This window comes from Aliamphritea spongicola (assembly GCF_017051665.1).
GTDB classification, from domain to species: domain Bacteria; phylum Pseudomonadota; class Gammaproteobacteria; order Pseudomonadales; family Balneatricaceae; genus Amphritea; species Amphritea spongicola.
The window spans coordinates 269,261-281,851 of sequence record NZ_JAFIDL010000004.1 but is presented as its reverse complement, the minus strand read 5'-3'; the positions used below and the strand labels follow the sequence as shown (position 1 = coordinate 281,851).

Below are 12,591 nucleotides of genomic sequence, written 5' to 3'. Positions count from 1 at the left end.
TTTATGAATGCTGGAAGTGCAGCGTCTTATGATTATTTAGCGTTGGAAGAGGCTGCCAAAACCCCGGTCTGGATCCGTACAGATGAAGCGTTGGCTGAGTGCTGTCAGCACTGGCTGACATTGCCATTAATCGCGCTGGATACCGAGTTTATCCGGGTCGATACCTTCTATCCTCTGCCGGGGTTAATCCAGGTAGCGGATGACCGTCATTGTTATTTGCTGGATCCGCTGACGCTGGAAAACTACGGGCCTCTTGTTGAGGTATTCCGTGCGGAGTCTGTGCTGAAAGTTCTGCACGCCTGTAATGAAGATTTAGAGTTGTTTCTCTACATGCTGGGTGAAATGCCTTCACCTGTCTTTGATACGCAGGTCGCAGCTGGCTTTTTAGGCTGGGGCTTTTCAATGGGATATCAGCGAATTGTAGAGCATGCCCTGGGCGTGGCGATCGGTAAAGGGGAAACCCGTTCTGACTGGCTGCAACGGCCTCTGACCGCGGCGCAAGAACATTATGCTACGCTGGATGTGGCGTATCTGCCTGCACTGTATCTCAAGCAGAAAGACGCGCTGGATGCCCGCGATATGACAAGTTGGCTGGAAGATGAGTTACAGGTCTTGCTGGCCAGTATTCCTGATCAGGATCCTGACGGAGTGCATTATTATAAGCGTTTCAGTCAGGCCTGGAAGTTGCCGGCTGAAAAGCTGGCGGCACTGCGTGACCTGACCGCCTGGCGCGAACGTATATGTCGTCAGCGCGATGTGCCCCGGAACCGGGTACTGAGAAATCAGGCACTGATTGACATTGTTTATAAGTGGCCCACTTCCGAATATGCGCTGTCTCAGATTGATGATATTCATCCCCGGGCGGTGCGGCAGGACGGCGCGACTATACTGAGCTATCTGAAAATGGCAAAAGATTCTGCTGCGGCCAGTCCGCCGGAATCCATTGTGCAGCCGCTTAGCTATGACTGGAATAAGCCGTTAAAGCAGCTAAAGGCAATGGCCCGTGAAAAAGCTGCTGAGCTGGATATGGCACCTGAGGTGCTGTTGCGCAAGAAGGATCTGGATGCGCTGATCCGAACAGGTGAGCAGGGTGAGTACAGCTTGCCAGAAAGTTTAAGCGGTTGGCGAAAATCGGTAATTGGCGATGCGCTGGTTGCTAAACTGAAAGAAATTGCATAAAGCAGCCTGTTTACTGGCTGTTCCGGAATCCCTATGAAAAAGATCTGTAGTGTTTTTAAAAGCTCGAAAAAGGACGAAATGTACCTGTATGTTGATAAGCAGGAACAGCTTGCCCGTGTGCCGGATGCACTGAAAACCATGTTTGGCACCCCGTTGCATGTATTCGATATGCTGATCACACCGGAAAAGAAAATGGCCCGTGTGGAAGCAGATAAGGTACTGAGTGATATTCAGGAAAAAGGTTTTTTCCTGCAAATGCCTCCGGCGAAAGAAGATTACATGCTGGATTTGCATGTTGACCGGCCGGAAACCGGAGTGCGCTGATGGCTGCTGAGGTCTTCTGGCGTTCCACACCGCTGGAAGAGATGTCTGAAACCCAGTGGGAATCTCTGTGTGACGGTTGTGCTTTATGCTGCCTGCATAAGGTTGAAGATGAAGAGACTGAGCAGGTGTATTACACCAGCGTGGTCTGTCATCTGCTTGATCTGGAAAACATGTTTTGTACAGAGTACGAGAAACGCTGTTCTCTGGTACCTCAGTGTGTAAAACTCAGGCCGGAAGACGTGGAAGAGTTCCACTGGCTGCCCCGTACCTGTACCTACCGTTTAATTCATGAAGGCAAGGATATCCCTGACTGGCATCCGCTGATTACCGGGCGCCGGGAATCCGTCAAGCAGGCTGGAGCGTCTGTGGTCAGTTGGTTTGAAGTGACCGATGATCAGCTTGCTGAAGAAGATTATATTGATTATGTAATCGAATCCGGTGGCCCGGCCTAGCGGCCACCGTTTCCTCTTTGTTTGTTTCCCTGCTATAAGCTGTTACGGGCTTATGGTTTCCGAATGTGTGTCAGGATAAAAGTACAGGAGTTTTCCGATGTTCAGATTAAAAGCTGCGATTGCAGGTGCGCTGGTTTCAGTGGCGGTGTCCGGGTGTTCGTTAATCGGGGCGCAGGATGAGCCACTCTGGCAGGCGGGTAAAGAATACCGGCTGACGGTTTTACATACCAATGATCATCACGGCCGTTTCTGGTCGAACCGGCATGGTGAATACGGCATGGCGGCCCGGAAAACCCTGATTGATGGTATTCGTGCTGAAGTTGCCGCGCAAGGCGGTGAGCTGCTATTGCTGTCAGGGGGGGATATTAACACTGGCGTCCCCGAATCTGATCTTCAGGACGCAGAGCCGGATTTCAAAGGCATGAGCCGGATTGGTTATGATGCGATGGCCGTGGGTAACCATGAGTTTGATAATCCTCTGGGTGTGTTGCGGGAGCAGCAGGCCTGGGCTGACTTTCCTTTTCTTGCGGCAAATATCTACGGGCAGAACAGCGGCGAGCGATTATTTGAACCCTACCGTATTTTTAACCGGGGTGACCTGAAGATAGCGGTGCTCGGCCTGACGACAAAGGATACAGCCAAGCTGGGAAATCCGGAGTTTATCAGTGATATTCGTTTTACTGATCCGGTAGCTGAAGCGGCATCTCTGGTACCAGAATTGCGGGAGCAGGCTGATGTCGTCATTGCCGCCACGCATATGGGGCACTATGTGGATGCGGCTTATGGCATTAATGCCCCGGGAGATGTGACCATGGCCCGCCAGGTTAATGGGCTGGATATGATTATCGGTGGCCATTCACAGGACCCTGTGTGTATGGCGGCGGACGGAACAACTGTGACCGGTTATCAGCCGGGTGATGTCTGTATGCCGGATGTGCAGAACGGTACTCTGATTATGCAGGCCCATGAATGGGGTAAATATGTGGGGCGGGCCGATCTGGTATTTAAAGATGGTGAGTTACGTCTGGAAAGTTATCAGCTGATTCCCGTGAACCTTAAGAAAAAAGTGAAGGGTGCAGACGGCAAAAAAGTCAGGGTACTGGTTGCTGATGCGATTGCCGAAGATGCTGAGCTAAAGGCATTCCTGCAGCCTTATCAGGAACAGGGGCAAGCACAACTGCAAGTTAAGATTGGCGAAGTAGACGCTAAACTAGAAGGTGACCGTGATGTGATCCGTTTTCAGCCGACTAATCTGGGGGTGTTGATTGCGCAGGCGCAGATGGATAAAACCCAGTCAGACCTGGCGGTAATGAACTCCGGCGGTGTGCGGGACAGCATTGCCGCCGGTGATATTACCTACAAAGATGTGTTGAAAGTACAGCCATTTGCCAATGCGGTTGCCTTTGTTGAACTGAGTGGGGCAGAGCTGCTTGAGTACCTGGCTGTTGTAGCCGAGAAACCGGTGGACAGTGGTGCATTTGCACAGTTTGCCGGAGTTCAGCTGGAAGTGGTTGCTGGCAAATTGGATAAGGTATTGGTGGCTGGCCAACCTGTCGATCCGGCCGGCACATACCGGATGGCGATTAACAGTTATATTGCATCGGGCGGTGACGGCTATCCGAAAATGGATGGTCACCCGGGCTACGTGAACACCGGATTTGTGGATGCAGAAGTATTGCGGGCTTATATTCAGGAAAACAGCCCTTTAAATGCCTCTCGCTTTGATTCGGCAGATATTATCCGTCGCTGAGGGTGTTCTTTTATACGTTCAGCTTTGTTTCAGTTAACGGTTCTAAGGTGCTGAAACTGAAGCAGGCTGAACGGCAGTGGCTGTGAGCTGGCCTGAATAGAAATACCGACTCTTCTGAGGAGTGAATGTGAGCGTACAGCAAAATAAACTGGCGGCTTTTGCCCGGGCAACCACATCTGATATCCCCCTGAATGTTGCTGCGTTACCGCGTAAACCTGAACGTTCCGAATCAGTGCTGGATGTTGCTGTTTCTGACGGGTATCTGCAAGAACGCTTGTCTTCTGTAATGGCTGCTCTGATTGCAGCAGGTCCTCATGAAAGTGTCTATGAATACCGTGAAAAAGAAGACGTGCCGGCGTTTGAGGCGTTGCGCGAAAAGCTGGATGCACTGTTTCTCAGTAACGGTATTTCACCGGAAAAAGGTTTGGAAGCTCTTATTTATGCCTGGCAGCATTCCCGGGGTAAGGAAAAGAGCGGTCTGGAGCTTTTTCGTGAAATTGATGATATGTCCGGCGCTGCGCGGCTGAATTTGTCGCTGTACATCGCAGGGATAGCCACCCGGTTGATTAATGACAGTACGCTGGTGGGGCAGTCTTACATATCAGAAGCAGCAAATACTTTGTTGCTTGAGTTGTTTTATTCAGAAATTGCAGCCTGTCGATCGCTTGGGGTTGATGAGGCAGATCTGGCGGCTTTGCTGGTGTATGTGTCACGGTTACAGCTTGCATTTGATCATTACCGTCAGGCTGCGTTAACGCTGATGGCCTGTCTGGAGCTTTCACTGAGCAGTAATACCTATGAGATGTCGACGTTGTTTGGCTTCAGTGCGTGCCGCGCATCTGTGGTTGAAGATATCGGTGTTGCGCTGAGTTATCTTGAACTGGAGCCGTCTGCTATTGAGTGTTTCGCGCAGGCCTTCGAAATGTATAAGCATGGCTTCGGCAACCGTTACCGGCTGAGTCTGGTGACAACAGAATCTTTGTTCTCGGTCGCGACTCTGCATGCTTCTATAGATCAACAGGCGCAGGCTGTTGCTAAATACAGTGAATATCTGGATGTGACTAAGCCCTTAATTAAGAGTGATTTTCTGAATAAGAATGAGCAGCTCTGGACGAAGCGCGAACATGCATCTCATTATGTGATGGAGAACAGTCAGCCCCAACCGGATAAAACTCAGCCGTGTCTGTGTGGCAGCGGTAGCCGCTATGTGGATTGTTGCTTTGACTTGCATGTAGATGATGCAGTCTGACCGCCTTGCGCGGTTATTTGCATTGTTAGAATTAGTCGAATATTAATTTTACTCAATAAAATCTGAAAATATTGAGTTTTACTAATTTACTAACTGTTTTTATGATGTCTCCACCTTAAACGCTGTACAGCATTTTGCAGTACAGCCTGATTACCGGAGGAGAGACATCATGAGTCTTGTATCACGCGATCTTCAAACCCGTTTAGCATCCCAGGGAGTATTAACTGCATCCCGTGTCGCTTGCAGCGATGTGCAAGCGGCCGCGCTGATGAATCCTGGTGAGAAATTAGATCATTTAGTGGCAGAGTATTCTGAACAGGTAGATTTGCAGGGCGATGTGGTTGAGAGTGGCCACCCTTTCAGCTCGGCAAAAAATGACCTTGCAATCGCTTCATTGCGGGCGGCCCGCAGAGTGGCCAATGAAACACCGGAGCCTTTGCTGGTATCGGCAGAGCTGAATGCGGTTGCTGAGTGTGATTACTCAGATGTTCTGGCGCAGGTTGCTGCAGAGGGGGCGGATTTTGTTATCCAGAGTTATCTGCAAAGTAAAGATGCGGCGTTAGCGTTTTTAAAAGCTGCTTCTGAGGCCGGAGTGCCGGCTGTGCTTAGCCTGGATCAGGCGGCGGTCGTCCGTAGCGGTGGGTCGGCAGTGGAGCTGGCTCAGGTGTTATATCGGGCGGGTGCGGTGGCCGTGGGGGTTGCCGGGTATATCGGTCCGCAAAATACTGATGTCTTGGAAGGGCATTACTGGATTACGGATAAGCGTGGCTCTCTGTATATCCACTAATATCTACTTTTACCAAAAAAACGGAGGCAGATGCCTCCGTTTTTTTGTTTAAGTGGCGCAGGCATTATCAAAAAAATTCAAGTGCATACCGGTTGGCGGGTGTCATTTGTCGTGACGTACTGTGGTAAAATTCTGCGTCCTTAGCAGTGTGTGCTTCAATAGCGGTTTGATTTTGTAGTTGCAGATTTTTTCTCTTTTCAGGCTGCTTATAAAGCCCTGATTCAGTTTTATCTCTTCTGTTTTATTGCTCTGTTTTCAGTATGTCTGACTGGCTGCAAGCCCTTCGGATATCTGGTCTTGACGATTGCCCAAAATCTGTTTTATGGCCTTGCAAAAGCCGGGGTTAATTTCTATAGTGTGGCTAAGTGGGTAAATGTGGGTAAAAGTGGAGCAAAGGGGAACTAAAGTGGAAGTCAGGGTATGTTTCGGGGTGTAAACCCGATAAATCTTGATGCCAAGGGCCGAATGGCCATACCGGCACGCTACCGTGAGGCAATCTCAGGGTTCTGTGCTGGCCAGCTGGTGGCCACTATCGATACCGAAGACCGTTGTCTGCTGCTTTATCCGCTTTCCGAATGGGAAGAAATCCAGGAAAAGATTGAGTCCCTTCCCAGTTTTAATAAACAGGCCCGCCGTATTCAGCGTTTGCTGATCGGTCATGCGACTGATCTTGAAATGGACGGTAATGGCCGTCTGCTGCTACCGGCGCCGTTACGTGATTACGCTGAACTGGAAAAGAAAATCATTCTGTTAGGGCAGGGGAATAAGTTCGAGATCTGGAGTGAAGATCGCTGGAACAGTACCCGGGATGACTACCTGAATGATGATGACGGCAGTATGGAACTGCCGGACGATTTACAGAATTTATCGCTTTAAGCCTTCAGGGCTGATTTAAACCATTAGGGGCCGTGCACATGAGTGCAGAATTTCAACACATTACAGTATTGCTGAATGAAGCTGTCGACACTCTGGTTGGTGACGGAGACGGTTTCTATATTGACGGCACCTTTGGACGGGGCGGGCATTCGGCACTGGTGCTTGAACGGCTGACGCCGCAGGGCAGGTTGCTGGCGATAGATAAAGATCCTGAAGCAATTGCCTGTGCAGAACAGCGATTTGCAACAGAACCGCGCTTCGATATCGAGCGCGGTTCTTTCGCTCAGCTACAGGAGTTTGTTGAAGCCCGGGGATTATCCGGTCAGCTGGACGGCGTATTGCTGGATCTGGGGGTGTCTTCTCCGCAGCTGGATGACCCGAGCCGTGGTTTCAGCTTTATGGCGGATGGCCCGCTGGATATGCGGATGAATCCGGATGTCGGTGAGAGCGCGGCTGAATGGCTGAGCCATGCAACTGAAGCTGAAATTGCCGATGTGCTTTATACCTACGGTGAAGAACGTCATGGTCGCCGGATGGCACGTGCGATTCTTGCCGCTCAGGCTGAAGAACCGATTACCACGACCGGCCGTCTGGCCAAAATCATTGCTGAAGCGAATCCTTCCTGGGAGAAGGGAAAGAATCCCGCAACCCGGGCATTTCAGGGAATCCGTATTTATATCAACCGTGAGCTTGAAGATCTGGAAACCTGTCTGGAGCAGGCGCTGGAAATGCTTAAGGTTGGCGGTCGTCTGGTGGTGATCAGCTTCCATTCGCTTGAAGACCGGATTGTGAAGCGTTTTATCCGTCACCATGTGAAAGGTGATGAGCATTTACCGCCGGGAATCCCTTTCACAGATGACATGCTGAATAAACGCCTGAAAGCCGTTACTAAAGCGGTGAAGGCAAGCCGTAAAGAAGTTGATGATAACCCGCGTTCACGCAGTGCTGTTATGCGTGCGGCGGTGAAACTGAAGTGAAAGTGAGCTGGCCTGCCTGGCTGCAGTTAGGGGTTGCAGCAGCGCATGAAGCGGAGGGTGAAGATGTTCGCCCTGCAGTGATGCTGAAGGCCAGCGATCTGTATGTGAAAGCGGTCGTATTGCTGGTGCTGGTGAGCAGCATTGTGGTATCGGCGCTGGTGGTGATTTACACCGCTTATCAGTACCGGCTCAATTTTAATCACCAGCAACAGTTAGTACAGCAGTGGGATGAGTTGCAGGTGGAGTGGGGGCAGTTATTGCTCGAACAGGGTGCGTTGGCTGCGAACAGCCGGGTTGAAAATCTGGCAACCAAAAAACTGGCAATGCAGATACCCGCAAGAATAGAGGTTATACGTGATGAGCGCTAAAACCGTAGCGGACAGTCAGGATAAGCAGGAGGCATCTCAGGATGTCGCCGGCATCCAGACGCGTGCGGCACGGGGATGGCGTTTGTGGCTGGTTTTGCTGCTGTTATTACTGATCGCAGGTTTTATTGTCGGCAAGATGGTTTCGCTGAATGTGCAGGACCAGGCTTTTTTACAGAAGCAGGGGGATTCCCGGGTGCTGCGCACGACGGCAATACCGGCACACCGTGGCGTTATTACCGATCGTAATGGTGAGCCGTTGTCAGTCAGTGCGCCGGTTGCCACTGTTTGGGTCAACCCGAAAGAGTTTGAAGCAGAGAATCCTGCAGTGGGTAAGCTTGCCGGCCTGCTTGGATTTAAGCCGGATGAAGTGAAGGAAAAAATTGCCCGGTACCGGAACAAACAGTTTTTGTATCTGAAGCGGCAGATTACACCGGATCTTGCTGAAAGTGTTGAGGCACTACGCATTAAAGGGCTGCACGTAGACCGGGAGTATAAACGTTACTATCCGGCTTCTGAAGTGACTGCCCACCTGGTGGGTTTTACTAATTTAGACGGCGTGGGTCAGGAAGGGCTTGAACTGGCATTTGAAGACTGGCTTAAAGGCGTGCCGGGTAAAAAGCTGGTTATGCGGGACCTTCTGGGGCGGACTATTAAGCATATCCGTCAGGTTGAGGATGTTGTGCAGGGTAAAGACCTGCAGCTGAGTATCGATTTACGCCTGCAGTATCTGGCTTACCGTGAACTGAAAGCGGCAGTGAGTGCGCATAAAGCGGATTCCGGTGCACTGGTGATGCTGGATGCTAATACAGGTGAGGTTCTGGCAATGGTGAATCAGCCGTCATTCAACCCGAATGACCGCTCGAACCTGATTCCGGCCATGCTCCGTAACCGGGCGATTACCGATATTTTCGAGCCAGGTTCAACCATGAAGCCCCTGACGGTTGCCGCAGCGCTGATGAGCGGTCAGTACACCACTGACAGTGTGGTAGATACCGCGCCGGGTTTTATCCGGGTAAGAGGTCGTACCATCAGGGATCACCGTAATTATGGTGAGCTGGATATGACCAAGATCATAACTAAATCCAGCAATGTGGGCGTGACTAAGCTGGCGCTGAGTATGCATGAAGATGCTGTTCGGAATGTGTTTTACAACCTTGGTCTGGGGCAATCCACCAACAGTGGGTTTCCAGGGGAACAGACCGGGGTTTTACCTTACGTAGAGAAGAAGCGTGTGGTTGAACGGGCCACCATGTCATATGGCTACGGTTTATCAGCCACGCCTTTGCAGGTTGCGCAGGCGTATCTGCCGTTTGCCAATAAAGGTGTTATGCCAACGGTCTCTTTACTGAAAATTGATAAGCCGGACAGTACGGTACGGGTGATGCCTGAAGACATTGCGGACACTGTTCTTGGCATGATGGAAACGGTAACAAACAAGGGCGGCACCGGTACTCAGGCGGCGGTTGACGGCTACCGGGTGGCCGGTAAAACCGGAACAGCCCATAAGGCTGCCAGTGGCGGTTACAAGGAAGATCAGTATATTTCGGTATTTGCAGGCATCGCACCGGTCAGTGATCCGCGGATTATTACAGTGGTTATGATTGATAACCCTAAAGGGCAGGAGTATTACGGTGGCGAGGTTGCTGCTCCCGTCTTTGCCCGGGTTGTGGGTGGCGCGCTGCGTAGTTTGAATGTTGCTCCGGATAAGTTAGCCGAGGGCGAGACCCAGGTGGTAATGAAATGACAGGTTTGGGAACGGGGAAACAACTAGCTGATCTGTTGGCAGTAGGGGCTGCCGGCAATCAGTTAGCCCCACTTATTAATAGCGATGATCTGAATGATGTGCAGATCAGTGCTTTGACGCTGGATAGTCGTACCGTAAAGCCGGGCATGTTGTTTATTGCCCGCTCCGGCGTTGCCCACCGTGGCTGTGATTTTATTCTTGATGCGCAGGCTAAAGGTGCAGCGGCTGTGGTTGTGTCTGCCACCGACTGGCAGGCAGGGTTCGCGGGGCAGGAACAGGTTACCGTTCCTGTCATTCAGGCAGATAATATTGATGCCGCAACCGGTGCGCTAGCTGCGGCATTTTATGGTCAGCCAGGTGAGCATTTAAAAGTTATTGGTGTGACCGGTACAAATGGTAAAACATCCTGTGCCCATTATATTGCGCAGGGGATGAATGCCTTAGGAGAAAAGACTGCTCTGATCGGCACTGTTGGCAATGGTTTGCTCGATGATTTAGCGCCTGCCACACATACCACGCCGGATGCGATCAGCCTGCATGCTTTACTGGCCGGGTTTGTTGCCGCCGGTGCGACTGCGGTCGTGATGGAAGTATCCAGTCATGCGCTTGATCAGCAACGGGTTGCAGGGCTGTCGTTTGATGTGGCGGCGTTTACAAACTTATCCCGCGATCATCTGGATTATCACGGTGATATGCAGGGGTATTTTACTGCTAAAGCCCGGTTGTTTACTGAACTGAATGTGCCTGCTCAGGTCATTAATCTGGATGATGATTATGGTCGTCAGCTGAAGGCACTGGCCAAAGGGAAGTCAGTCACCACCTTTGGTGAAAGTTCTGATGCTGCAGTGATTGCTTCCGATGTTGTACTCAGCAGTCACGGGATTGCTGCCGAGCTCAAAACACCCTGGGGCGACGTATCGGTTAAATCACCACTGTTGGGGCGGTTTAATCTCAGTAACCTGTTATTGACCATTGGGGTACTGGGTGAGCTGAACTTTACTGCCAGTCAGATAGAAACCGCTGTAGCCGGTATTTATGCTGTGCCGGGCCGGATGCAAGCGGTACAGAATGAGCAACCACTGGTGCTGGTAGATTATGCCCATACGCCGGATGCACTGGAAAAAGCATTGCAGGCGGTTGTGGATTACTGCCGGGGAGATCTGGTGTGTGTGTTTGGCTGTGGCGGTGACCGGGATAACGGTAAGCGGCCGCAGATGGCAAAAGTGGCTGAATCACTTGCGGATAAACTGGTGGTTACCAGTGATAACCCGCGTACAGAAGAGCCGGAAAGTATTATCGATATGGTCGTTGCCGGTTTGCAGCCGGAAACAGTCTTTACCCGTATTGCGGATCGCCGGGAGGCAATCGAGCATGCTGTTGCATCCCTTAAGCAGGATGATATTTTGCTGATCGCCGGTAAAGGTCATGAAGATTATCAGGAAGTAAATGGCGTGCGTTTACCTTTTGATGATGTGAAAGTTGCCCGTCACGCACTGAGTCTGAGAGAAACATTATGAATGGCCCTTTTTCACTGGATCAGCTTCAGCAGGCTTTGTGTGCAGAGGTTATTAACGCCGCTGATGTGAAGGTCAGCGGTGTAAGCACGGATACCCGCCAGTTACAGGAGGGTGATCTGTTTCTGGCAATAAAGGGGCCTAATTTCGATGCCCACAGCCTGGTTGCTCAGGCAGAAGAAAAAGGTGCTGTGGCACTGGTGGTAGAGCATTCAGTGGATTCTTCTTTACCTCAGCTGATTGTTAAGGACAGCCGTCTGGCACTGGGCGATCTGGGGGCATTTAACCGCAGTTTCTTCTCGGGAAGTGTCTTTGCGATAACTGGCAGCAGTGGGAAAACCACTGTTAAAGAAATGCTCGCGGCTATTAACAGCCAGCGGGGCCAGACTCTGGCGACCCGTGGCAACCTGAATAATGAAATTGGGGTGCCGCTGACACTGTTACGTCTGGGCGCTGAAGATGAGTTTGCCGTGATTGAAATGGGAGCCAGCGGTCCGCACGAGATTAATTACAGTGTCGGCCTGACCAAGCCCCGTGTGGCGCTGCTGAATAATGCACTGGCGGCTCATCTTGAAGGGTTTGGCAGCCTTGAAGGTGTGGTACATGCCAAAGCGGAGATTTTTAACGGATTAGATGCTGACGGCGTTGGCATTATTAACCGGGATGATCCGCATTTTAGCGTCTGGAACAGCATGCTTAAGGAACAGCCTCATCTTTGCTTCGGTTTGCATCCTGAAGCGGATGTAACCGCCACGGATATTACCCGGCAACTGAACGGTTGTTACCGGTTCATGCTGCAGTTTAAAGGTCAGCAGCAGGAAGTTCAGTTAGCGATGCTGGGGCGTCACAACGTTAATAATGCGCTGGCGGCTGCGGCAGCTGCGTTGGCGGATAACTGCCCGCTGGCGGATATTGCTGAAGGTTTGCGTGCCTGTAAAGCGGTTGCCGGGCGGATGTGTCCGATTGAGTCCGACAGCGGTTTACTGATTGATGATACCTATAACGCTAATCCGGGCTCGATGAAAGCGGCGGTGGATGCATTACTGGACCTGACCCCTGAGGCATCTTTGAGTGTGCTGGCCCTGGGTGATATGGGAGAGCTGGGACCGGATGAGGTTGAGATTCATGCGGATATCGGCCGTTATGCCGCTCAGGCAGGGGTCGATGTGCTTTATACCTGTGGCCCGTTAGGCGCGCATACTGTTGCGGCTTATCAGGCGGCTGGCGGAAAACAGTCGGCGAATTTTTTGCAACACGGGGATGTGGTGCAGGCTATTCAGCAATTAACAACTAACAGGGTGACGCTGGCGAAGGGGTCGCGAAGCGCAAGAATGGAACAGGTCATTAAAGGCCTGCAAGAGAGAGGTTAAA

Annotated in this window: 12 protein-coding genes; all 12 read left to right on the top strand. The window is 51.3% G+C overall.

Features of this window, described 5'->3' with window-relative positions; translation table 11 throughout:
• Positions 1-3 precede the first annotated feature (3 nt).
• The 12 genes from rnd to JYB63_RS14685 all read left to right on the top strand — a co-directional run bounded on the left by rnd (position 4) and on the right by JYB63_RS14685 (position 12,590).
• Entirely contained in the window at positions 4-1,179 is a 1,176-nt protein-coding gene (gene rnd / locus JYB63_RS14740) for a ribonuclease D (protein ID WP_205658652.1), read from the top strand.
• 33 nt (positions 1,180-1,212) lie between these two features.
• Entirely contained in the window at positions 1,213-1,503 is a 291-nt protein-coding gene (locus JYB63_RS14735; protein WP_205658651.1) for a YcgL domain-containing protein, read from the top strand.
• A complete protein-coding gene (locus JYB63_RS14730) occupies positions 1,503-1,955 on the top strand; it encodes a YcgN family cysteine cluster protein (RefSeq protein WP_205658650.1) in 453 nt (150 codons plus the stop codon). Before JYB63_RS14735 ends, JYB63_RS14730 begins: the two co-directional genes overlap by 1 nt.
• Positions 1,956-2,052: 97 nt before the next feature.
• Entirely contained in the window at positions 2,053-3,705 is a 1,653-nt protein-coding gene (ushA, locus tag JYB63_RS14725; protein ID WP_205658649.1) for a bifunctional UDP-sugar hydrolase/5'-nucleotidase UshA, read from the top strand.
• A gap of 127 nt (positions 3,706-3,832) precedes the next feature.
• Complete coding sequence (locus tag JYB63_RS14720) at positions 3,833-4,954, top strand: YchJ family protein (protein WP_205658648.1); 1,122 nt, start codon at positions 3,833-3,835, stop codon at positions 4,952-4,954.
• Positions 4,955-5,123: 169 nt separating this feature from the next.
• On the top strand, positions 5,124-5,741 hold the full coding sequence (locus tag JYB63_RS14715; protein ID WP_205658647.1) for a hypothetical protein: 618 nt from the start codon (positions 5,124-5,126) through the stop codon (positions 5,739-5,741).
• Positions 5,742-6,161: 420 nt separating this feature from the next.
• Positions 6,162-6,617 (top strand): division/cell wall cluster transcriptional repressor MraZ, encoded by a 456-nt coding sequence (gene mraZ / locus JYB63_RS14710; protein WP_205658646.1) that lies wholly within the window; start codon positions 6,162-6,164, stop codon positions 6,615-6,617.
• Between the two features lie 38 nt (positions 6,618-6,655).
• Positions 6,656-7,594: a 16S rRNA (cytosine(1402)-N(4))-methyltransferase RsmH gene (gene rsmH / locus JYB63_RS14705; protein ID WP_205658645.1), complete on the top strand. Its 939-nt coding sequence runs from the start codon at positions 6,656-6,658 to the stop codon at positions 7,592-7,594.
• Positions 7,595-7,596: 2 nt separating this feature from the next.
• Positions 7,597-7,962 carry a cell division protein FtsL gene (gene ftsL / locus JYB63_RS14700; RefSeq protein WP_336510892.1) on the top strand — a complete coding sequence of 122 codons (366 nt, stop codon included), beginning with the start codon at positions 7,597-7,599 and terminating at the stop codon, positions 7,960-7,962.
• Positions 7,952-9,706 (top strand): peptidoglycan D,D-transpeptidase FtsI family protein, encoded by a 1,755-nt coding sequence (locus JYB63_RS14695; RefSeq protein WP_205658644.1) that lies wholly within the window; start codon positions 7,952-7,954, stop codon positions 9,704-9,706. Before ftsL ends, JYB63_RS14695 begins: the two co-directional genes overlap by 11 nt.
• Complete coding sequence (locus tag JYB63_RS14690; protein WP_205658643.1) at positions 9,703-11,223, top strand: UDP-N-acetylmuramoyl-L-alanyl-D-glutamate--2,6-diaminopimelate ligase; 1,521 nt, start codon at positions 9,703-9,705, stop codon at positions 11,221-11,223. The genes JYB63_RS14695 and JYB63_RS14690 overlap by 4 nt, the downstream gene beginning before the upstream one ends.
• Positions 11,220-12,590: a UDP-N-acetylmuramoyl-tripeptide--D-alanyl-D-alanine ligase gene (locus JYB63_RS14685; protein ID WP_205658642.1), complete on the top strand. Its 1,371-nt coding sequence runs from the start codon at positions 11,220-11,222 to the stop codon at positions 12,588-12,590. Before JYB63_RS14690 ends, JYB63_RS14685 begins: the two co-directional genes overlap by 4 nt.
• Position 12,591 lies beyond the last annotated feature (1 nt).